This window comes from Sphingobacterium sp. JUb56 (assembly GCF_014191365.1).
Lineage (GTDB): Bacteria > Bacteroidota > Bacteroidia > Sphingobacteriales > Sphingobacteriaceae > Sphingobacterium > Sphingobacterium anhuiense.
This window is the reverse complement of sequence record NZ_JACHWL010000001.1, coordinates 830,820-854,403: the sequence shown is the minus strand read 5'-3', so window position 1 is coordinate 854,403 and position 23,584 is coordinate 830,820. Positions and strand designations below refer to the sequence as shown.

The following is a 23,584-nucleotide window of genomic DNA, read 5'->3' as shown; positions in this document are numbered from 1 at the left end:
TTGCCAGTTCAATCTCAAACAAATTTCATTAACTTTATAGCTTATTAAGATCGACCATATTACATAAAACAATCTATTGGAAATGAATAAATTTGTTTATTTATCGCTTTGCTTATTTGGATTTCCGTTTGCTTCCTTTGGCCAGGAAACAACGCTGACTGCCGATGAACTTTTTGTTAAAGCACGAACAGAGGCTTTTGATCAAAAAAATTATGCGGAAGCGATAAAAATCAGTAAACAGGCTTTGAAACAGGCTCCCGAATATACGGATATCAGTATCTTTTTAGGACGTCTATACACTTGGTCTGATAAAATAGATAGTGCCCGTACCATATTTTCCAAATTAGAAAGTCAAAATGTGCAAGATGAAGATTTGTACATAGCCTATGCTTCTTTAGAGTACTGGAACGATCAAGCGGCCAAAGCAATAAACTTGGTGGATAAAGGTCTTTCTTTTCACCCGACCTCAGAAGATCTTCTCCTTTTGAGGACAAAAATAGATTACAGTAATAATGCGTATGAAAGTGCTGAAAAATCAGTAAATAACCTACTAAAATTAAATCCTAAAAATGCTGAAGCAAGAGCTTTAGCAAAAAGTATCCAGGAGTATACAGCTAAAAATGCTATCGGGCTTAATTATAACTTTGTTCACTTTGACAAACAATTTGACGATAACTGGCATATTGTAGCACTTAGTTATAAAAGAGCTACCCCACTAGGATCAGTAATCTTCAGAACAAACTATGCGAATAAATTTGCTGACAATGGACTACAATTTGAAGTAGAGGCTTATCCAAGATTATCTAAAATGTTTTATCTCTATGTGGCTGGGGGCTATTCCAACAATGTAGGTATATTTCCTAAATACAGAACTGGTGTTTCTTTATATGCAAATTTACCGCACAGCTTTGAGGGTGAAGTCGGATACAGACAGCTATATTTCAGTGACAACATCTGGATGTATACAGCATCAATTGGCAAATATTATCAGAATTTCTGGTTCAACCTAAAAACGTATCTGACCCCAAGCAATGAAAATATATCACAGTCATACGCTGGTACAGTTCGATACTATACCAAAGGAGCAAATGACTATTTAGGATTTCTAATCGGAACAGGAATTAGTCCTGAAGAAAACCGGAATAATCTCCTAGACCAGTCCATTTATAAGCTTAAAACATTCAAGATCGGAGCAGAATATAACTTTTCGGTCAACCGTACAAATCTGTTTTCCATTTCTTCTACATACTTCAATCAAGAGTTTAGACCTAATGAGAAGGGTAATCAGATCGATATCACAGTGGGCTATATCAAAACCTTTTAGGGTTTTGATATCGTTTGCTTAAAATAATTCTTAAAAATACTGTCAGGCAGTAGCTGTTTCTTAGTATAGAATTGCTTATTCTGACGCTTAAACAGTTCGAAACGCTTGATGAGCAGATCACGCTCCGAACCCTCAAAAAGAGGTTCCTCATTAAGTGTTGCATCTAATTTATACAACTGGCCATCCGAAATATGGTAGTCACCATAGACAAAGTCAATCAACTGATTCTTACTTTGCATCATCGCCGCTCCATTTCCTTTAGCAGAAGCTCCGATCTCCAGACCACGGCCTATCCAGGTTACCTGTCCTGGGGTATTCACCTGATAATTATTACGATAAAAAGCAAGCAGAGAAGGTGTCACATCAAAGTGACTTACCTTATGACGGAAAGTATGTGCCGCCTTTAGTAATGGTGAATAAATCATTAATGGAACATGATAGCGATCAATTTTACTTTCTAAAGGAATCTCAGGCATAGCGTGATCACCGGTTATAATAAAGATCGTATTAGCGAAATCTGCCCGCTTTTGATAATCCATGAAAAACTGTTGCAATGCATCGTCCAAGTTCAATACAGACACCAGTTGCTTCCGGTTTTGCAAAGCCCATTTTTTGCGATCAGGTGTCAGATCGCCCAGAGCTAACCGCTTATCAAAAAGTTTTTCATAAAAAGCAGCATTATTGATTAGAAAAGGATTGTGGGTAGAGAGCGTTAACAAAAGATGAAAGTAAGGTGTCTGCTGCACTTTCTGTACCTCCAACATTTTTGCGAATACCGCTTGATCCTCATACCCCCAACTTTCTCCCCCTTTTTCGGGAAGCTTTTTATATGGTTCGGCATAAGACCACTGATCGACCAAAGTATCCACTTTACTGTAAGTCATGAATTTTTCCATGAAATCAAACTTTGAATTACCGCCATAGAAAAAACCTGTATTGAATCCATTTGCTTTTAAGATATTGAACAGGTTAAAATGTGCCGGTAGAGTATCCTGTTCTAAGAAGCCATGCGAAGCAAAGGGCAACGATCCTGTCAATGTCGGCAAAACAGAAAAAGTTCTACCTGAAGAACTTAAATTATTCTCCCAATACAAGGACTTCTTCGATAAAGAATCTATAAAAGGTGTAAAATTTCCGATATACCCTGAAGGAGAACTATAGGCATGCCCTAATCCTTCGACCACAATAATGACCAAATTTGGGACAGATGAACTTTTTTGAAAGTAGGTCCCTAATATGTCCTTTGTATCTTCATTTCGAAGAAAAGGATAGCTTTGGTTTTCCCCTGACGTCTCTTTTTCTGCTCCAAATACCAACATTCCCGGATGTTCTTCGATATAATTGGTGACATTAGAATTTAGAAAATAACGCCATTTACTACGAGCAGCATTTTGAGCAAACTCATCACCAGATATCTTAAAAACCTTAAAGCGGTCTACAGGAATAAAACTTACAATAACTCCTAAAAATAGCATACTTAGGCCTACATAGGTGCTCTTAATCGTTTTTTTCGACGCTATCCAAAAAGGAATATAGGCACATGCGACGAGCAAGATTAATAAAGCGATATTGGTAAAACTCAGCATACCACTCGCTTCCAAAATTTGCATCATCTCGGCAGTATTATAATAAAACATATCCGCTCCCAACAAATTGCGTGATTCTGCAAAATATAAAAATAAAATATATTGCATTACTACGACAAAAGATAATAACACGATGGATAATATCCTGGCTACTGAAAGATGAACAAGTTGTACTATCAGATACACAAGACCGCAACCACTTAGTATCTGAAAAGCGAAAACGAGATTATTCAAAAGAAGTGGTATTAAACCATTTGATTGACCTAATTGTGGAAATTGCCCGTTATACCACCACCATTCTACAGCGACAGAAAGCATATACAACACTAAAAACACAAGGCTTACAGCACCATAATTTTTCAATCCAATACGCAACTGTAAACCAATCCGTTTAAAAAATGGAATATCTTCAGCCCCTTGCTGAAAACCCTGACGTTTCATATCGCCCCAGCTATGCTGTTTACGAAAATAATCCACCACACCGCGTACACCTGCACCGACTACAATTGGATGGAAATAAAAAGGTTCCAAAATAGCTGTAACTATCAATTTGGAAAGATCTTGTTTCTTGGTATACACCTGGTGACTCACCAAGTCGACCAAAATAGCGTAAATAGAATATAAGATCCCCGATGAAATAACCAGCGCAAAGAGTGCAAAGAAAAATGGCCAGTTTATAATACCGAGAAAAAGAAAAATCAGAAAAATAATATATCCTGAAAATTCAATTACAGGACCAAGGAATTCAAAGAAAAACCAATAGGGCATACTGACCATTCCTAACCGTCCGTACTTCGGGTTGAACATAAGCTTACGGTGCTTCCAAAGTGTTTCCATGGTACCTCTCATCCAGCGATTCCGCTGCTTTTTCAAAATCTCCTTAGACTCAGGCACCTCAGTCCAACATAATGGATCCGGTATGTTGACCACTTCATAAGGAAGTTTCTGTTCTTCCATATAACGGCGCATGCGTACCACCAGTTCCATATCTTCACCTACAGTTTTACTGTCATATCCACCACAGGCTAGTACAATCTGTTTATCAAAAGCCCCAAAAGCCCCTGAAATCAAGATAAGACCAGAAGCTCGGGACCAAGCCATTCTTCCCAATACAAAAGCACGAATATATTCCAAAGCCTGTGTACGTCCAAGCCAAGATTTAGGAAGGTTAACGTCAACTACTTTACCATTTTCTATACGGCAGTTATTAGCTAAACGGATGACGCCACCACAAGCAATGACCCTTTTATCAGTCTGCTCTAGGAAAGGTTTTGCAAGTTTTAAAAGTGCATCCTGCTCTAGTATACAGTCCACATCGATGCAGACGATATAATCGCCAGAAGATATATTTACCCCCACATTGAGCGCATCTGCCTTCCCGCCATTCTCTTTATCAACGACAATCAGCTTTTTGAAAGCGGCATTTTTACTTTTATAAATACCGCGGATCTCTTTGGTTTCTAGATCACCTTGTATAAAAAACGGAACAGATTCTAATGCATAAGCTTCAATAAGCTTTTCCATAGAATCATCACGACTTCCATCATTAACAATAATAATTTCTAGGTTATGGTAGTAGAGAGATAATAACGATCGTACATTTTCAACGACGGTCATACCTTCATTATAGGCCGGGGCGATTAAGCTAAAACGAGGTGCATTGACATTGGTTGCAATGAGATTATAATCAGTATAGGAATTATCATGCTTATAACGTATTACTGCACCATAGGCATAGATACCCACCCACGCAGAGATCAAAAATATAGCGGCCGAATATACAAGAAATATCCAGATCACTACTTCGTAAACAATATGTGAAAATTCTAGCATACTTTTTCCTGCAATGCGTGGTTAATAATATGTTTAAACTCATCCGGCGTGTTCTCATCCAAAGCCATATCCCGTAAATACTGACGCTCCCCTAAACTAACTAACACTTCGGCGGACCAGATTTTGATCGCAACTGCTGGATGCTCCCACAACTGTTTTTTCAAAAACGCATCACATTCCAGACTCTTGGACACCTTCATTGCTTTTAGGATCTCAATCTGAACGGCTAATGTTTCTTCTGGAAAAGCGCTCACCAATTGCTCCATCGTATTATTATTTTCAAAAGCCTCCAGTGTACGCACTACCTGTAGCTTTACAGCAGTATCATTATGCGCTAGTAATTCTAGCACTTCATTATAATAAGACAACATCTGGAATTTACGCATTAAACGCAGCGTAAAAATAACCACAGATGTATTTTCACTTCGCAACCATAAAGTAATATTGACAATTTGCGGATCGGGAATATCAATAATAGAATTTAGTAAACGAAGCTGTTGCCACTCAGAAAGAGGATGCTTCAGGTTGTCTAAAAAACTTAAACCTTCAGCTCCTTTAAAACTGACTATTCCATACTGTGCTTCTAAATATACCTGTTTCTCCCGGTGCTCGAGCAAGGATGTAAATGTAGGTAATGCACGTAAAACACGCATTGCGGTCAGCTCCTGAATCCCTCCTGCTATGTGATATGCTTTCTTTTTAATCAGATTACGCCAAGCCTCATCCTCAAGACTAAACTTATAAAATAAATGTGTAATCTCTTCTCGGGCAACACCAGAAAATTTGCGTTCTGAAGCCACTAAAAGATCTAAAAAAACACTTCTGAACGCTGGTTCCCGCAGATGCATATCAAAGGATTCATCGTTTTCAACAAAATTCTGTCCCAACACTATAGATTCAGTAATCTTATTTTCAATGATCTGTGTCCAGACTTGTCTATTAGATAAAACACGGTATTTATAAAAACTATAAAACAATACCGCAATAATCAATAGCAATACCAGCACAAATACAATAATTATGGCCAATACCAGTTCGTGAAGTGTTATTTTTTGAAACATAATAACCTTTATTTACCTGTCAGACGTTTTATCCGCAGCAGCAGTTCATTTGGACTAAAAGGTTTGACCATAAAATCTGATGCCCCTAAATCAAATGCATCTGTCACAACTTCCTCCTGTCCCATGCTAGAAAGCACAATGACCGGTATTTTTTTTCCTATTGTGTGCATGGCCGACAAAATCTCGATACCCGATGCAAACGGCATCATGATATCGGTCACAACAAGATCAAGATCCAACTCACTGATCTTTTCAATAGCTTCCTTTCCATTGCGTGTTAAAATGACAGTATGCCCCTCTTTAATTAATTTATGTTCTATTGTTCGTAAAATCAATTCGTCGTCTTCCGCTATTAAAATCAACATATTACTTTTCGTTTAAAAGGTTCGTTATTAACTGTAATCCTATTTCAATTTCTTGCTTTATATCATCCAGCAAGTCCAAGCTGGGGTTACTGGATGATAGTTCTTTTTCCAGATTAGATGTCAGTATGCTCAGTTTCTTAAGCCCCGCAGTAGATGCTGTTCCCCGCAATTTATGGAGGATCACTTTCATTCGTTCAATATCTTCCGATTCCCTGACATTTTCCAATTGAAACCATGCTTGCTTAATCTCTTTGATCACAAGATCTAAGAAAAATGATTTAAAACTAACGTCGTCTCCAATCTGCTCCTTAAGTGCATCCATATCTAGATGATCATCAACCACAGCATCTTCTTTTTGTTCAAGCACCTGTTTCTGAATAAATTGCTGCAATACCGTGTACAGATCATGTTGCCTTATCGGCTTAGGAAGAAACTCAGACATACCGGCCTCTAAACATTTTTCTCTTTCTCCACGGACATTTCCAGCAGTAATACCAATAATAGGTATAGCAGAATAACCTGTTAATAGCCTTATTTGTTTGGTCGCTTCGATACCATCTACACCAGGCATCTGCACATCCATTAAGATAAGGTCAAACTTTGAATGTAGGCATTTTTCGATTGCATCCCCTCCATTAGTAACCTCTATCAGTTCAGCATTAGGCATAATAGTCGCCATCATACGCAGATTGAGCGCCATATTTACAGAATTGTCATCGGCTAAAAGAACCCTAGCCTGTTGTTGGTAAACCGTTGTTCCACTATCACTATCCTGTCCCAAATGATTAACATCAGCCTTACTTTGCTGTATAGCTTTACGTAAAGTAAGATAAAGTTCGTCGGATCGAATAGGCTTAAGCAAACAATAGGAGCGTTCTTGTTGCCTGAAAGCAGAAATGACCTCATGCTCCTCCGACGATGTATGCAATACAATGAGTGGAATACTTTCCTCCTGTTTATAAAACAATTCCTTTATTTTTTCTATCGTCTCCAATCCGGAGAGAATAGGCATGTGATAATCCATTAAAATAACATCAAACCTTTCACCGCTCATCAGTAATTGTAAAGCCGCCAGACCATTCTCTGCAAGTACTGAATCAACTCCTCTATAAGTCAGCATATGCTGTATAATCGTACGGTTATTGGCATTGTCATCTACAATAAGAACGCGTTTTAAAGGCAGTTCCTCATCCTCTTCGATGCCACCTTCTTCATAAGCGATTTCCAGATCAAAGTAAAAATCAGATCCTTTATTCAGTTCACTCTCCAGACAAAGTTTACTTCCCATGTATTTCAATAAATTATTGGAAATGGTGAGTCCTAAACCGGTGCCTCCATAACGTTTGCTCACAGAGCTGTCTTCTTGGGTAAAGGCATCAAAAATACGTTGCTGTTTTTCTACCGGAATACCGATACCAGTATCACGAACAGAAAAACGTAATTTAATTTTGCTTTCGTCACTGCTGCGCTTTTCGATCTTAAGTTCGATCTCTCCCTTTTCCGTAAATTTAACGGCATTTCCCAAGAGATTGATCAAGATTTGCTTGATGCGTGCCTCATCTACCCAGATAGAAGCAGGTAATCCCTGCTCAATATTTAATAAGAGTTCGACATCTTTGCGCTGTGCTTGGTAAAGTACGACATTGATTACCTGATGTGCCAAATCATATACATTGAATTTATCGATATACAGTTCCAATTTTCCAGATTCAATTTTTGAAAAATCAAGGATGTCATTGATAATATTCAATAAACTGCTTCCCGACTCGTTAATATAATTGAGGTATTGCTTCTGTACATCGTTCAACGGTGTTTTGAGCAGCAGATCCGAAAATCCGATCACACCGTTCAAAGGGGTTCGGATCTCATGGCTCATATTAGCTAAAAATTCAGACTTTGCTTTACTCGCTAAGTCCGCAAGTTCTTTTGCTTTCTTCAATTCTAAATTTACAGCGACAGATTCGGTGATATTTTGAGTAAAAATAATAATACCGCCAACACTACCATCAGACAAATTCCAAGGTCTTACTTCCCAATTAAAGTGCTGTGGTTCCTCATAGTCATCAACATCAATCAATTCATCGACATTTTTATAAGATTTACCCTCAAGAGCATCATAGTAAATATTTTTTCTATTTTCCGGTATATTAGGAAAGACATCAAACAGATTCTGATCTAGAATATTATCCATATCTTTATGGAAGTCTTCCATCCATTGATGGCTGACGGATACATAACGAAAATCCCGATCAAACATCGCTACAGAAGCCGGAACATAATCCACAAATGCTCGGAGCATCGCTTCCTTACGTTCCAATTCCAGGTAAAGGTTTTTACTCGTATCAATATTTTGTATAATACCGAAAACACGCTTACAGGTTCCGTTATCGAACTCGGGAATTCCTTTAACACGTACCCAAATGATTTCACCTTCTTGCTGTCTCAATCGCAATTCAACATCAAAAGAACAACCACGCTGAGTTGCTTCCTCTAAAATACCCGTTAGCTTAACCTGACTGTCTTCATCAAAAAATCCGACGGCATGATCAAAGTTAGGAACAAAATCTTTACCCACTCCATGGATCAATTTTGTTGAATCGGACCAAAAAACCTGATGCAGATCCAGATTAACCTCCCATCCACCGACTTGTGCAACAGTATTCGTCTGCTCCAAAATCTGTTTCGTATGCAGGAGGTCATTTTCAAGCTGTATCCGTTCCGTCATATTAAGTGCAGTACTAACCACATAAGGTTTCCCTTCTGGATCCAGCTCGAGCATGTTATGATAAAGCCAATAGATCTTTTCACCATCCTTCGACTTTAGAATCATCATACCTGAATCCTCTCCATTTTGAAGTATACGCTTGAGATAATCATCGAAAGCCTGCAGGTGATGTGTAGGTACAAGTTGCTTTAGATTGAGATGCTTTGCTTCCTCCTCAGAATACTTCAAAAGATTACGGCCTTTCTCATTTACAGCAAGAATATTACCTTCCATGTCATGCATACTCATTAAACCAATAGCATTCTCGAAAAAATTGCGAAACTTGCGTTCAGAAACAGCTAACTTTAATTGCTCCTCCCGTTCACTGGTAACATTTCTCCCAAATCCGAAAATTTCTGACGTTGCCGCATCATACTTGAAGTACCATTCAATCACGACATCACTACCTTCGTCCTGCGATGTAACTGTTGTATATTGTATGCCTCCAGTAATATTTGCGATATTTTTCAGACGCTCCTGAAAACCTTCATCATGATTATCCAATAAAGTAAAAAAAGAAGCTCCTAAAACCTTAGACTTTTCAATTTTCAGCGCCTCAGAAAAAGCAGGATTTAGTTCTTTTATGCAATATTGGTCGTCCAATACGCAGATCATATTATTGGTAATATGAAATACTTCTTCAAAATATCCCGCTTGAACCTTTCTCTTTTTTCCTAAGAGAATTTTGGCGACAGCTTTTCCAAGCTGTCCTAAAGAATCCACTTGCTTAGTAGATAACGACTTAGGCTCAAACCCGATGACACAGATCGTACCGAGTGCATTCCCTTCGTCATCCAATAAAGGTACTCCCGCATAAAACCGGATATTTCCCTCTCTGATCAAAGGATTGGTGGCTGATCTTGGATCCTCAAAAGTATCTTCGATGACAAGTACATCTTTACTCATAATCGTATACTGACATACCGTATTACGTCTTTCAACAGTATCCAACTCCATACCGACACAGCTCTGGATCCGTTGCGTGTCTTCCTCCATCATGGCAATAAGCGCCGCCGGACAATCTGTTATAAGACAGGCTGCCTGCGCAAACACATCAAGATCAGGGTCTTTCCCCAATCCCAATAGCTCATAAGATTTTAATTGGCGGATACGCTCCAATTCATTTTCCGGGACCGGGTATTGCTCCATGCCTTTAAATTATATAGTAAATAGATGTGTTCATTGAGATTGTGAAAATAACAAAAATAGTTCTCCTTTTAAATAAATAACAACCGAAAATCGGCAATAATCTTAAATTACAATATCATAAGCATTTATTCCCTAAATTTTCAGATTTTATGCTTTGTACAACTCTTAGATAGCAAAGTTATAAGGTACAATTACACCATTAAAGCTGTGGAAATTGTATTATTCATGAATGATGGGAGAATTACAATTTTGAGTAAAATCTTGCCAATTGACAACTTAATATCAATTGTATAATCTTATTTTTGAAGAATGGAAGACTTGATCAATTATCTGCTCAAATTTGGACATCTCAACGAGGATCAATGTGCTTTAATATTAGCTAAAGCGCAGCATAGGATGGTCAATAAGGGAGATTTCTTTTCTGAGGCGGGCAAGGTGGCAAGAAATATAGGCTACGTCACCCAAGGAGTTTTCAGAATCTGTTATTACAATAAAGCAGGAGATAGCTTCACTCGTTATTTCGTTTACGAAAATCGATTCGTTGCCGATACGATCAGTTTCATTGATGAGTTGCCTTCAGCAGAATATATCGAAGCCGTAACCGACTGTAAACTGCTCGTTTTCTCTAAAAAAGATTTTATGGAGCTAGCCGCCACCATTCCCGGCTGGTCAGACATCTTTTCCAAAATCACCTCTTATGTCCTCGAAAATAAAATGAGGGCAAGCAGTAATATGTTGGTGCAGAATGCACAGACACGCTATTTACATTTCTTAGCGCATTACCCTGGATTAGCCAACAGGATTCCACAACTGATGCTCGCTTCCTATTTAGGCATTACAGCAACATCGCTTAGCCGCATCAGAAAAACCATTAGCTAAAGGTTTTATTGCCAATTGGCAATTGTAGCCTGCTCCTTTCCCCCGAACTTTGTCGTATTAAATATTTGAACATAGGATTATGCAAGTTGATGTATTATTAGGCCTCCAATGGGGCGACGAAGGTAAAGGTAAAATTGTTGATGTGTTAAGTGCAGATTATGATCTCATAGCGCGTTTTCAGGGTGGCCCCAATGCAGGTCATACGTTAGAATTTGACGGTAAAAAATTTGTATTAAATACCATTCCTTCCGGCATATTTTTCGATCGTACCATGAACCTGATCGGAAATGGAGTTGTTCTGGACCCGATCAGTTTAATCAAAGAACTGGATATGCTTAAAAAAGCCGGCCACGACTTATTGAAAAAAGGTAATCTACTGATTTCAAAAAAAGCACATCTAATCTTGCCATCACATCTTTTGCTTGATGCGGCATCAGAACAAAATCTAAACACAGACAAAATAGGATCTACTTTAAAGGGTATATGTCCAGTGTATATGGACAAAATAGGACGTAATGGGCTCCGAATGGGCGATATTTTGCTCCCAGATTTTAAAGAACGTTATCAAAAATTGTTAACAAAGCATAAAGCAATGCTTGCTTCATTTTATCAAATGGAAGTGAATATAATGGAACAGGAAGCTGCTTTTTTTGATGCAATTGAACACTTGAAGCAATACCCTCTGGTCGATTCCGAACACCTGGTCAATCAGTATCTTCAGGAAGGGAAAAGGGTTTTAGCCGAAGGTGCACAGGGAAGCTTGCTTGATATTGATTTCGGATCCTACCCTTTTGTTACCTCGTCCAATACTACAACAGCAGGTGCTTGCACAGGTTTAGGGATTGCTCCAAACAAAATCGGGGAGGTAATCGGTATCTTTAAAGCATATAGCACCCGTGTTGGCGGCGGTCCCTTCCCGACAGAATTAGCCGATGAAACAGGAACGCAGATCCGTCAAATTGGTAAAGAATTTGGTGCAGTTAGCGGTCGTCCACGTCGTACCGGATGGATCGATCTACCTGCACTAAAATATGCCTTAATGCTAAATGGCGTGACCCAATTGGTGATGACAAAAGCAGATGTTCTAAGTGGTTTAGATCACATCTTTGCTTGCACCCACTATCGCCATCATGATAAAGTGATCGATTATATGCCTTATGAGCTAATTAATCAAAAAGCAACTCCTATATTGAAGAAAATAGACGGGTGGCATAAAGATATCAGCACAGTCACCGATGTTTCGGATATTCCACTAAAGCTTAAAGCATATATTAATTTCTTGGAAAAAGAGCTACAAGTTCCCATTAAATTTTTATCTGTAGGCCCAGATCGGAAGCAGACTCTACGGCTTTATTAAGGTTGAAAATACCTATAAAAAATATGTTTTGAATGGTTAAAAGCGGGTTTCCAACAATTTAGGAAACCCATTTTTTCAAATCAGAGCGATTTGAGAACCCAAAGACATCTTTAAATAGTGTATTTCAAATCGATCGTATTTATAAATCAAGCTTAGACAAAAACGATTAATAATAACAAAAGCAGATATCGTATGTTGTAGATATATGAAGATTGCAATGCTTGCGCCAATCGCTTGGCGGACACCTCCTGTTCACTATGGTCCATGGGAACAGATTACCTCATTACTTACTGAAGAACTTGTAAAATTAGGTATCGAAGTCACATTATTTGCGACCGGTAATTCAATTACCACGGCACGTTTACAGGCAGTCTGTCCTTTAGGATATGAAGAAGATCGCGATATCAATGCCAAAGTGTGGGAATCGTTGCATATTTCGGAGTGCTTCGAAAATGCACGCGACTTTGATATTATACATAATCAATTTGATTTCCTCCCACTTTCCTATTCCAGATTGGTGAAGACACCAGTCGTTAGTACAATCCATGGTTTTTCGTCCCGAAGTATCTTACCTGTTTATAAAAAACACAATAAAGACGGACATTATGTATCCATCAGCAACGCCGATCGTGCGGAAGAATTGAACTATATTGCTACCGTTTACCACGGGATTGACCTTGGACAGTTTACGTTTAACGATAAACCTCATGATTATTTATTGTTTTACGGCAGAATCCATCATGATAAGGGAGCTAAAGAAGCTATTGCAATAGCCCAAGCCTTGGGAAAACGTCTAATCATAGCTGGTATTATTCAAGATGAAAATTACTTCAGACAGCATATCCAGCCCCATTTAAAACCCGGTAAAATTGAGTATATTGGTTCCGTTGGCCCGGAAAGACGCAATGAATTACTCTCGAACGCCAGTGTACTATTACATCCCATAAATTTTAGGGAACCTTTTGGTTTATCGGTCGTCGAATCGATGGCTTCCGGCACACCGGTTGTTGCTTTTAACAAAGGCAGTATGCCCGAACTGATCGATCATGGTCAAGATGGATTTCTCACAGAAAACATCGACGAAGCAATTGAAATGGTTAAAAATATCGGTTTCATCAACCGAAAAGTATGTCGAAAAAAAGTGGAGGATCACTTTTCCAAGGAAAGAATGTGTCAGAATTATTTAGCAGTATATAGACAAATTTTGAATAAATAAATGCTATTGTAAATAAACTCCAGCTTCCACTTTAATTTCATATAGTGAAAGCTGGAGGGATATCTTATTGATTGGAAACACTTATTTTGACCTCGATATTTCCTCTTGTTGCGTTAGAATAAGGACATACTTGATGAGCTTTTTCTGTTAAAGCTTCTGCTTCTTCCAATGAGACTCCCGGGATGTTGGCTTGAAGTTCAGCTGCTAATCCGAAACCACCGTTTTCCAGTTGTCCTATGCTCACTTTTGCCGTAACAGTGGTCTCCCCTGTCTGCACTTTTGACTGTTTGATCACTAAATTCAGTGCACTGTCAAAACACGCTGCATATCCTGCTGCAAACAGCATTTCAGGATTAGCATAATCGTCATTAGCTCCTCCTAAGGCTTTCGGCATACGCACCTCAAGATCCAACACATTATTTTCACTTTTAACATGCCCATTTCTACCGCCAGTAGCTTTAGCACCTATTGTATACAAATTTTTCATTACTATATATTTAAATTTTTACTCTTTTTTCAATTCGACCAATTCCCTGACTATAGACTTTAAACGCTATATCAGCAAAGATTTTTTGACCCTACTATTTGTATAGTACAAACTTAAAGAAATTATATTGTGCACAATATAATTTTCAGCAAGGCAAACAGATTTTACTCAACATTGACAAATCTTTATTTATATAAAACTGTTATTTGATCGGCATTTTGAAAAAATGTCCTTGCACTTTCAATGTATAATTTGAATCTTGGAAGCTTGCAGATTTTTCGTTCACCACTAGTTGAACTATCTCAAAATTCAACATCTTACTCTGTTTGTAACAAGTGAAGGCTAATACATCCGACTTTTGAATATAATCCAGCGACTTCGATTATTTTGAAAATCTCGTGAGATAATATCGTTTGTAGATCACAAGTGTACAACATATAGCATACTTATAGGTAATAGGACATTTATATCGTAAAAAGGATAAAAACAGCAAAGCCCCCAGGCATGGAGGCTTTGAAGCACAACAAGTTAACTGTGTGCAATTTTATGAAAGGTTATGTGAATATAAACATAAACATCTGATAACAAAAAAAAATGTTTAAAATTTTCCATTATGATTTATACACGATTAATTCCCTATGATGATCTGAAGAACCTAGTGAGTAACGAGAATTAAAAATGATATTTACTCGTTTTGTGGATAATTATTTTAGGAATGATCCATTGCTAAAAAATGTCCTTGTTAAGTTTAAATTGTAAAAATTTGCTTAAAGTACGTGCGAAATCTAGTTGGAGTCATTATCGATTATTTATAGTATTCAGATTCCTATTTCAACAAAAATATTTATGATCAAAATGGACAAACGATGGATAAAACTGGAGTTTAAGGACAAACTTTATCACAATATGACATTCCAAAAAGCATATTAGTAAGTCCCAAATTCCAACTATTTCATGATTATATCCGGTAAATTAAAAATCAATATAATCTTGCCACTTGATGCGGTATTATATTTTAAAAACAACATTAAAACAGAATAAAAACGCAATAAAATTCTTATATTAATATTTTAAACCTATATTAGTATTTGTTTATGCATGTTTAGTGATAAACCAAATATTTAAACATGCACAACTAACCAAAAAAAAGTACTAACCTATTTTAATTTAATATACCAATTATGAGAAAATCGCTATTGTTCTCAGTTGCTGCAGGCTTAATTAGTTATCCCGACGCTCATGCGATTAGTGTTTCTAAAAATGCCAACCTAACAGTTACTGCCTTCGAATTTTCAGATCGAATCTTTCAAAGTACGGTACAGGGTAAAATTTTGGGACCATCAGGCCCTATTGCCGGAGCCACTGTCACTCTTGCTGGCACAAAGAATTCTACGATGACGGATGCCGAAGGAAATTTTAAAATCATTGCACCTATAGGTGCTACCCTCCACATTTCTATTATCGGTTTCAGGTCTAGGGATGTTAAGATAACAGCAAATACCTTATCCGCTACATTAGAAACTAATGAAAGTACGCTCGATGAAGTGGTGATTGTAGGCTACGGTTCTCAAAAAAAATCGAACCTGACTGGAGCAGTATCCACTGTTAATGTTGAAAAAGTTCTGGGCAGTCGGCCAATTCCTGACGCGGCAAGAGGTTTGCAGGGAACCATTCCAGGTTTATCTATTGTAGTGCCATCAGGAGAAGTCGGATCTGATCCTATAATGAAAATCCGTGGCCAGATTGCTTCGATAAATGGATCTAGTAATCCGCTGATTTTAGTAGATAATGTCGAAATCCCCAGTATTAATCTGATCAATCCGAATGATATTGAATCTGTCACCGTACTTAAAGATGCGGCTTCAAGTTCTATTTACGGAGCAAAAGCTGCTTTTGGTGTTGTATTGATCACAACAAAAAAAGGTTCCAGCACAGATTCTAATGTGGTCACTTACTCGAACAATCTTTCGCTACAGTCCCCGTTCAAACCCATCGAAATTGCCGGAATCGACGGTCTGGAATATACCTTAGAGGCACATGAAAATATGAAAGCAAGCGGACCTGCAGGTGGATTTTGGAGGGTTAATAGAGAAAGCTTTGAAAGAGTGAAAGAATGGCAACAGAAATATGGAGGTACCGTGGGCAACTACGATCCTGTACTTTATGGCCGTGACTGGTACTACGAAAGTGGAGAGAAATACGGACTACGGCTCTATGATCCAGCTGCTGTAATGATCAAAGACAATGCTTTTTCTCAAATTCATAACCTGAGTCTAAATGGAAAAAGTAATAAAACCACGTATAATTTAAGTGCTGGCTACCTTGGACAGCAAGGAATGATGAAGCCTGCCCCACACGATGACTACAGCCGTTTTAATGCCACTTTAAATGTATCCACAAAAGTCAGCGAATTTTTAACGGTGCGGGGTGGAGCCATGTATGCTGATGGAACCAAAAGATACCCTAATTCTGCTACAGGATTCACATCGGATCCATGGCTTTATCTATATCGGTGGAGTCGCTTATTTCCGATCGCAGCCCAACAGGACGGTGTTGATGTCAGAGACCCTTATTTCGATACTAAAAATGCACATGATGCGTTTAAAATCAATCGCTACCTTAATCTAAACTTGGGTTCGACCTTAAATGTCACAAAAAATTGGGACATTCAATTGGACTATGCCTACAGCACGCAGAATAATACTGATAAATCTTCGATGCCTACCGCCAAGGGCGCATGGCATTGGTATGCGCCGATAGCAAGTGTTGATGCTGACGGCTGGCCGATTTACGTAGATGAAAATGGTGTTGCGACCGATACTGGAGGCATTCCTGCTTATCAGTTTCCAATAGAACAATACATCGGAAAAGATCAAACCTATATCTCGAGATCAAATTATTTTTCAAAAAAACATACTTTCAATGCATTTTCAACTTACACCCTAAACATAGCTGATAAGCACGACTTTAAGTTTATGGCCGGGACAAATATTGTCGCAAATTTATGGGAAAGCAATTATGCAAAACGGACTAATTTAATAAATGAGAAAAATCCGCAGTTTAATTTTGCAACAGGTATTGAGACTTCTGGGGGCGATAAATATTGGGAATCTCAGGCCGGATTTTTTGGCCGTTTAAATTATGCATATGATAATAAATATTTGCTTGAAGCAAATTTGAGGTATGATGGCGCTTCAAAATTCCCTACACATTTACGCTGGCGATGGTTCCCTTCATTTTCTGCCGGCTGGGTAATTTCAAATGAACGCTTTATGGAACCATTAAAGCCCGTATTAAGCTTTGCAAAATTCCGGGGTTCCTGGGGAAGTATCGGTGACCAGTCTATCAGCAACTCGATGTATGTACCGACTATGGCCATAGGGAAAAATAGTTGGGTCAGCAGTGCCGGCAATCAGTTTTACCAACTTGGAACACCTTTAGCCGTTTCCGATGCAATCATGTGGCAGGATATTGAGCATATTAATTTAGGTGCCGATCTTCGTTTTTTTAATAATAAATTGGGTCTGGTTGTCGAACTCTATGAGCGAAGCACTAAAAATATGATAGTAGGCGGAGACGCTTTGCCAGCAACATTTGGTGCCGGCGCTCCACAGGGCAATTATGGAAATTTAAGAACAAGGGGTTGGGAATTAGCATTGGATTATAGCCACAAATTTCAAAATGGCCTGCGATTAAATTTTAATGCAAACATCGCTGATGCAATCTCTGTAGTGACCAAAGGAATCGATTGGCAGGATAAATGGGAGGATAGGAAATTGGCTACTAGTTATTCAACAGGAAGAAGATATGGAGACATTTATGGTTTTGTAACAGACCGTTTATATCAAAGAGAAGATTTTGTCTATGATGATCAAGGGAAGTTTATGCAAACCACCATTGTTCGAGACGGATCTGCTAAAGTCACAAATATGCTGACAGGCAATAATCCTGTTTACCAGACTTATTTTGAAGACGGCAATCAGATCTTACTGATGAGTCCGGGAGATGTGAAATTTGTGGATGTTAATGGCGACGGATACATTGATGCAGGCAAAGGTGTAAATGGCGACATGGGTGACATGGTGGTGATCGGAAATTCGACTCCTAGATATGATTTTGGTTTTCGCTTGGGTGCCGAATATAAGGGTTTTGATCTGTCTTTATTCTTCCAGGGAATCGGTAAAAGAAGTATCTGGGGTGATGGTCAACTGGCAATTCCGGGCTATCATGTTAAAGATGGCGCCATGCCCCAAACTATCGCAGAAGATTTTTGGAAAGCGGACCGTACCGATGCCTTTTATCCACGCGCATGGAATCTTAATGGGTCCAATTCGGGCTACGTCATGAGACCACAAACACGCTATATGCTGGATATGTCCTATTTCAAAATTAAAAATATAACTTTTGGATACGCCTTATCTCCTTCCGTACTCAAAACGATCCACTTAAAAAATGCCCGTATTTATGTCTCTCTGGAGAATTTTTTCACTTTTGATAATTTAAAAGGCCTGCCGATCGATCCGGAAACAATCTCGGGCAACTCGATGCTGCAATCCGGTGGAAATTATAATCTAGGACGTACCGGAGCTGGAAATCCTTCCTTTAAATCCGCATCGATGGGCATTCAGATTGGTTTGTAATAAAAAAACGTAAAACATCATGAAAAACAACTATAATTTTATTTTAATCATATTGACGCTATCCTTTTCGGGATGTGCAAAATTTCTGGATAGACCTCAGTTAACCAATGAAAATGATGAAACTGCCTGGAATTCGGAAGATAATGTTCGTTTATATGCGAATAAGTATTATACCGATTTCTTTACCGGATATGGCGTAGGCTTTGATAATGCTGGAGCTTTACTCGCCGGTTATACATTTAGCGATGATGTGCTGTTTCAAGGTAATCAATCCAACTTTACCCGGTCAGTGCCCAATAGTCAGATCTGGAGTTACGCTACCGTTCGATCGGTCAATATTATGCTCAATCGAATTGAAAATAGGATGTCTAAAATTTTAAGTACGGAAGCTTATAATCATTGGAAAGGTATCGGGAAATTCTTCCGGGCAATGCGCTACTCGGAGCTGGTCGGTACGTATGGCGATGTTCCCTATTATGGTGACATCGTTAGCGATGTAGACTTCGATAATCTATATAAAACTCGTACACCAAGAAATGAAGTGATGGATGCCGTTTATGAGGATCTAAAATTTGCTCTGGCAAACGTCCGATTGAATGATGGTGATCAGTTCGTAAATCGTTATGTGGTGGCCGGATTTATCTCCCGCCTAGCACTAACCGAGGGATCCTGGCAAAAGTACTACTATAAGAATCAGGATCGTGCTAAGAAATTTTATGAACTAGCCTTGGAAGCTGCAGAATTTGTTATTTCAAGCGGAAGGTACGATATCGTCACAGATTATAGGTCAATCTTTACGTCCAATGATCTGAAGGGAAATAAAGATGTCATCTTATACAGACATTATGATGCTGCAGTCAATATCAGACATTCTATTGTTTCTATCCATAATTTATCAGAGTCGGTTACCTACGGTCCCACAACCTCTTTAATTAAATCATATGTCTGTAGTAAAGATGGTCTGCCATGGCAGCAATCGGCTGAAAAAAATGCCACCAATTTTTCATTGGACAGTTTAATCGCCAAACGGGATTCTCGATTTGAAGCGACCTTTCATTATAAAAATACTATAAAAAACAAAGCATCATTTCTGTATATAACAAAGTTTTTGCCCCGTCCGGTACAAGCAACTGTAGCCACTGGCGGTGCCCCTGGCATTGATTATTCGGGATCAAATAATGTTACTGACGCTCCAGTCCTTCGCTATGCCGAGGTTTTGTTGAATTGGATTGAAACAAAAGCTGAGCTGGCATCGTTGGGAGGTGTAGCAGTGGACCAATCTGATATTGACAGATCCATTAATAAACTGAGAAACCGACCTTTAGCCACCGAAGCTGAATCAAGAGGTGTAAAGAAAACTGCTCGTTTACAACTGACCAGTTTACCTGTCGATCCTTCTCGAGACGTTCAGGTTTCAAGCCTGCTATGGGAAATTAGAAGGGAACGTAGAATGGAACTGACATTCGAAGAATCCCGTTTATCAGATCTAAAACGCTGGTCAAAATTAGAATATATGGACACAGATCTGAACAAAGATCTTCTTTCGGGTGGATGGGTTAATTTTCCTCAAGAAGCACCTGCAGAAATCAAAGCTGGTATTTCTGTCGTTAAATTGGACGGTCAAGTGGTGGTATTTAATCCTTCTGATGCATCAAGCAGTGCAAAGATGACCGGTTTTTATCGTTACACCCTGAACAGTGGCAGGCAACCATTTCTAAATTTGTCTAATATTAACCCCTATTTAGCCCCTATTGGACGCGTTCAGATAGATGAATATGCTGCAAAGGGCTATGTATTGAAACAAACCGAAGGTTGGCCTCAGAATTAAGATGGATTTTACTTGTAGTTTATTAAAAAAAGAGATGAAAGATATATATAATATTTCAAAAATAGGATTCTGTGCAATATGTATCTGTTGCGCTTCCCTGAGCACCTTATATTCATGTAAAGATGATTTCCCTGTAAATGTTGAATCGGATAAAATCACTGTTTTAAAATCGATAAAGATTGTAAATGCTGGAAAAGCAGGTAATGAAATTATAGAGGGAGTCGTAAATGAAGCTTCTAAAACCGTTTCATTTCCACGAATTGATCCAGAAACAGACTTGTCTGCTATTAAATTTGAAGCAGGGACATCGGATGGCGCTATTTTAGAGCAGGATACTTATGCCATTCCATTCAAAGAAGGTGAAAGTGAAAGTACAGTAGTTATTAAAATAACCAATAGTCCTAGGTATCGGGAATATCTGGTCAAAATACGCTTAAAAATACCCGTTTATGGTGCCGATTTTACAAAATCAGCAGTTTATGATTACACGAACAATGAACTGGGAAATCCGATTTATGAAACTTTTACAGGTGCTTTTACGCGTGGAACTGGTTTTGACGGTGAGCATGTGCTAATTGTCTCCAGGCATGCGGCCGGCTCTCATTTATTAAAAGTAAGTGACCTTAAAAAAAATGTCATCAACAGAATACCCTTGAATATGACAGGAGTGGCTCTGGGTACTTTCACCGTTAACGTCGGCGATATCGTTAATGGACATACTTACATTGCAAATCTATCAGGTGCCAGTGCTGCAAGTCCTATAAAGATCTACCATTGGACAGATCCTTCCGTACCACCTCAAACGGTAGCAAATATTGATGTCAGTAAAATAACCGGTGCCGGTGTTCGTCATGGTGACAATATGTCGGTTAACCTGGACAAGAACGGTAATGGGTATATTTTTCTTGGGGACAATGCGGGCACTAAAGTATTAAGATTGAAAGTTTCCAATTACAAAACTGTTGGCGATCCGTTTGTCATTAGTGCCGCAGTCAATGTCGGATCATGGAGTTCATTTAATCAGATCGGTGAAACTGATGATTATCTATTTACCGGTCACGATGCACCTATCATGGCCGTAAACAGCGGTGGTTCTGTTTCGTATACCCTGTCCCGTACCGCAATTCCGGTCAGAAGCTCAGACAGCAGAGTAGTTGAATTTAATGGCGAAAGATATTTACTTACAACCACAGCTGCACGTACAGGTTCTGAACCCACTGCCCTCTCCTTGTATAATATCACAAAAGGAAACAATATTGTGGATGCACTGACCGCTTTCGAACAATCTGATCGAAAGCCCATCTACGATTATCCTTTACTGGGGCCTGTTAATACTTCTCCTGCTACACAAACAGGTTGGTCCGTACTGAAAGATGAAGCGGGTAAGGATAAATCTTTACTAATCTACACTGCGGCCAGTGATGCAGGCTTTGTAATTGTAGAAGTACCGAAAAAAGAACTTGAAGATTAGTTTAAAAGGGACTGCGAATCGATTCTGTTTAGGTGTCGGTTCGCATTAATTGATAATTTTAAATTCCAATATAATCTATTAAATGATGATGAAAAGAAATGCTACATACGCTATCCTACTGCTGTGCTTTACAGCATTGCTGTTTAGCTGTTCCAAAGATTCAGACATAACGGCTGAACCGATAGATCCCCCTATTGAGGAAGGCCCGCTATTTCCCCGGAAAGAAATGAGAGCCGTCTGGATGACGACAGCCTGGGGCCTGGACTGGCCTCAGAGTGTTTACTCGGAGAATGCTCAAAAAGCCCAATATATTGCTTATCTCGATAAATTTAAAACCCTAAATATTAATACCATTTACTTTCAAGTAAAAGGAATGGGAGATGCGTTTTTCAATTCTGCATACGAACCCTGGAGCGCTGCTATCACCGGAACAAGAGGAAAAGATCCGGGTTACGATGTACTCAAATTTTTAATTGACGAAGCGCATGCGCGGGATATTGAATTCCATGCCTGGATGAACCCTTACCGGATAGGTACGAGAGCTGGTGTAGCACAGCCCTACCCTGCACTACATCCTACTATTGATCCGGACTGGGTAATCAGTCATGAAAAGATTCAGATCTATAATCCAGCACTACCCGAAGTACGCCAGCGTTTATCGGATATTGTAAAGGAGATCATTTCAAAATATGATGTTGATGGAATTCACTTTGATGATTACTTTTATCCAGACCCCTCTAGTGCTGGAACAATGATTTCTGATGAACAAGATTTTGCTTTATACGGACTCGGAGAGAAAACGATTGGTGATTTCAGAAGAACCAATGTAGACAAAGCGATCAAAGCGGTCTATGATGTAATTGTTTTGACAAAACCAGGTGTAGCGTTTTCTGTATCACCTGCACCAAGTAATGCGTATAATATGAATACACTCTACGCAAATGTAACCAAATGGTGTCAAGAAGGGTGGGTTGATATTGTTATTCCACAGCTCTATCAGGAAATAGGAAATACCACTAACGACTTTAAAACTAATCTAGGCTTTTGGCATCAGTATAATTACAAAGCGGCACTGGTCATAGGACACGGATTCTATAAGTTTGGCGATGCAACAAATCCAATTGCTTTTCAGTCAACCGCAGAATTGCAAAAACAAATTGACCTGACGAAAACTCGGAAAAAAGTCGTTGGCAATGCCATGTACAGTGCAAAGTATGTGATAGACAATCGTATTGGGATAACAGATAAATTGGCTGAAATATATAAATATCCTGCTGTTCGCCCATTTGTTGGCAGAGCGGTGACTGCTTTACCCACTGAAGCACAAAACGTAAAAATTGAAGACGATGTACTGAAATGGACCATATCTGGAGATGTAAAATCTGTTGTTTATTATTTCGAAAATTTAAAAACAGCAGGAGAAGTTGTAGCGATAACAAAAGAAAACAATCAATTGATTTCTAAAAATGGTTTTTACAGTGTAGCAACTTTTAATCAAGATAACCAAGAGAGCAAGCCCTCTCCTTTTGTCGAGAAAAAATAAAGCAATATTAAAATTATGTAAAAAATCCCAAAACACATTTTTCATCATGTGATTTTGGGATTTTCTGTTAACATAATAGGG

13 protein-coding genes are annotated in these 23,584 nt (G+C 38.7%); 8 read left to right on the top strand and 5 right to left on the bottom strand.

Features of this window, described 5'->3' with window-relative positions:
* Window positions 1-82: 82 nt before the first annotated feature.
* Window positions 83-1,324, top strand: a complete 1,242-nt coding sequence (locus FHR29_RS03270; RefSeq protein ID WP_183912288.1) for a YaiO family outer membrane beta-barrel protein — start codon at window positions 83-85, stop codon at window positions 1,322-1,324.
* Here the strand turns inward: FHR29_RS03270 and FHR29_RS03265 are convergent.
* The 4 genes from FHR29_RS03265 to FHR29_RS03250 are packed head-to-tail and all read right to left on the bottom strand — an operon-like array spanning window position 1,321 to window position 10,082.
* Window positions 1,321-4,743, bottom strand: coding sequence for a sulfatase-like hydrolase/transferase (locus FHR29_RS03265; protein ID WP_183912286.1), 3,423 nt, complete (start codon window positions 4,741-4,743; stop codon window positions 1,321-1,323). The genes FHR29_RS03270 and FHR29_RS03265 overlap by 4 nt on opposite strands.
* Window positions 4,737-5,804, bottom strand: a complete 1,068-nt coding sequence (locus FHR29_RS03260; protein WP_132773898.1) for a hypothetical protein — start codon at window positions 5,802-5,804, stop codon at window positions 4,737-4,739. Before FHR29_RS03260 ends, FHR29_RS03265 begins: the two co-directional genes overlap by 7 nt.
* An 8-nt stretch (window positions 5,805-5,812) precedes the next feature.
* On the bottom strand, window positions 5,813-6,169 hold the full coding sequence (locus FHR29_RS03255) for a response regulator transcription factor (RefSeq protein ID WP_132773900.1): 357 nt from the start codon (window positions 6,167-6,169) through the stop codon (window positions 5,813-5,815).
* Window position 6,170: 1 nt separating this feature from the next.
* Window positions 6,171-10,082 carry a response regulator gene (locus FHR29_RS03250; protein WP_183912284.1) on the bottom strand — a complete coding sequence of 1,304 codons (3,912 nt, stop codon included), beginning with the start codon at window positions 10,080-10,082 and terminating at the stop codon, window positions 6,171-6,173.
* Between the two features lie 309 nt (window positions 10,083-10,391).
* Here FHR29_RS03250 and FHR29_RS03245 point away from each other — a divergent pair, with 309 nt between their 5' ends.
* From FHR29_RS03245 to FHR29_RS03235, 3 genes are all read left to right on the top strand, one after another.
* A complete protein-coding gene (locus tag FHR29_RS03245) occupies window positions 10,392-10,961 on the top strand; it encodes a Crp/Fnr family transcriptional regulator (protein ID WP_183912282.1) in 570 nt (189 codons plus the stop codon).
* Between the two features lie 79 nt (window positions 10,962-11,040).
* Complete coding sequence (locus FHR29_RS03240; RefSeq protein WP_183912280.1) at window positions 11,041-12,318, top strand: adenylosuccinate synthase; 1,278 nt, start codon at window positions 11,041-11,043, stop codon at window positions 12,316-12,318.
* Between the two features lie 205 nt (window positions 12,319-12,523).
* A complete protein-coding gene (locus FHR29_RS03235; protein WP_183912279.1) occupies window positions 12,524-13,534 on the top strand; it encodes a glycosyltransferase family 4 protein in 1,011 nt (336 codons plus the stop codon).
* Between the two features lie 64 nt (window positions 13,535-13,598).
* On the opposite strand, the gene FHR29_RS03230 is transcribed toward FHR29_RS03235, so the two are convergent.
* Complete coding sequence (locus tag FHR29_RS03230) at window positions 13,599-14,021, bottom strand: organic hydroperoxide resistance protein (protein ID WP_183912277.1); 423 nt, start codon at window positions 14,019-14,021, stop codon at window positions 13,599-13,601.
* A 1,181-nt stretch (window positions 14,022-15,202) separates the two neighbouring features.
* Here FHR29_RS03230 and FHR29_RS03225 point away from each other — a divergent pair.
* The 4 genes from FHR29_RS03225 (at window position 15,203) to FHR29_RS03210 (ending at window position 23,503) form a co-directional block, all read left to right on the top strand.
* Window positions 15,203-18,661, top strand: coding sequence for a TonB-dependent receptor (locus FHR29_RS03225; protein ID WP_183912275.1), 3,459 nt, complete (start codon window positions 15,203-15,205; stop codon window positions 18,659-18,661).
* A gap of 19 nt (window positions 18,662-18,680) precedes the next feature.
* Window positions 18,681-20,489 carry a RagB/SusD family nutrient uptake outer membrane protein gene (locus tag FHR29_RS03220; protein WP_183912273.1) on the top strand — a complete coding sequence of 603 codons (1,809 nt, stop codon included), beginning with the start codon at window positions 18,681-18,683 and terminating at the stop codon, window positions 20,487-20,489.
* 34 nt (window positions 20,490-20,523) lie between these two features.
* Window positions 20,524-21,960, top strand: coding sequence for a DUF4623 domain-containing protein (locus FHR29_RS03215; protein WP_183912271.1), 1,437 nt, complete (start codon window positions 20,524-20,526; stop codon window positions 21,958-21,960).
* A gap of 82 nt (window positions 21,961-22,042) precedes the next feature.
* The gene (locus tag FHR29_RS03210) at window positions 22,043-23,503 is read left to right on the top strand and encodes a glycoside hydrolase family 10 protein (protein WP_260291724.1); all 1,461 of its coding nucleotides are present in this window, start codon (window positions 22,043-22,045) and stop codon (window positions 23,501-23,503) included.
* Window positions 23,504-23,584 lie beyond the last annotated feature (81 nt).

What these genes read in the sequence shown, in the direction of transcription:
- FHR29_RS03270 (WP_183912288.1), top strand. Translation starts at nt 83, where the DNA reads ATGAATAAATTTGTTTATTTATCGCTTTGCTTATTTGGATTTCCGTTT.
- FHR29_RS03265 (WP_183912286.1), bottom strand. Translation starts at nt 4,743, where the DNA reads ATGCTAGAATTTTCACATATTGTTTACGAAGTAGTGATCTGGATATTT.
- FHR29_RS03260 (WP_132773898.1), bottom strand. Translation starts at nt 5,804, where the DNA reads ATGTTTCAAAAAATAACACTTCACGAACTGGTATTGGCCATAATTATT.
- FHR29_RS03255 (WP_132773900.1), bottom strand. Translation starts at nt 6,169, where the DNA reads ATGTTGATTTTAATAGCGGAAGACGACGAATTGATTTTACGAACAATA.
- FHR29_RS03250 (WP_183912284.1), bottom strand. Translation starts at nt 10,082, where the DNA reads ATGGAGCAATACCCGGTCCCGGAAAATGAATTGGAGCGTATCCGCCAA.
- FHR29_RS03245 (WP_183912282.1), top strand. Translation starts at nt 10,392, where the DNA reads ATGGAAGACTTGATCAATTATCTGCTCAAATTTGGACATCTCAACGAG.
- FHR29_RS03240 (WP_183912280.1), top strand. Translation starts at nt 11,041, where the DNA reads ATGCAAGTTGATGTATTATTAGGCCTCCAATGGGGCGACGAAGGTAAA.
- FHR29_RS03235 (WP_183912279.1), top strand. Translation starts at nt 12,524, where the DNA reads ATGAAGATTGCAATGCTTGCGCCAATCGCTTGGCGGACACCTCCTGTT.
- FHR29_RS03230 (WP_183912277.1), bottom strand. Translation starts at nt 14,021, where the DNA reads ATGAAAAATTTGTATACAATAGGTGCTAAAGCTACTGGCGGTAGAAAT.
- FHR29_RS03225 (WP_183912275.1), top strand. Translation starts at nt 15,203, where the DNA reads ATGAGAAAATCGCTATTGTTCTCAGTTGCTGCAGGCTTAATTAGTTAT.
- FHR29_RS03220 (WP_183912273.1), top strand. Translation starts at nt 18,681, where the DNA reads ATGAAAAACAACTATAATTTTATTTTAATCATATTGACGCTATCCTTT.
- FHR29_RS03215 (WP_183912271.1), top strand. Translation starts at nt 20,524, where the DNA reads ATGAAAGATATATATAATATTTCAAAAATAGGATTCTGTGCAATATGT.
- FHR29_RS03210 (WP_260291724.1), top strand. Translation starts at nt 22,043, where the DNA reads ATGATGATGAAAAGAAATGCTACATACGCTATCCTACTGCTGTGCTTT.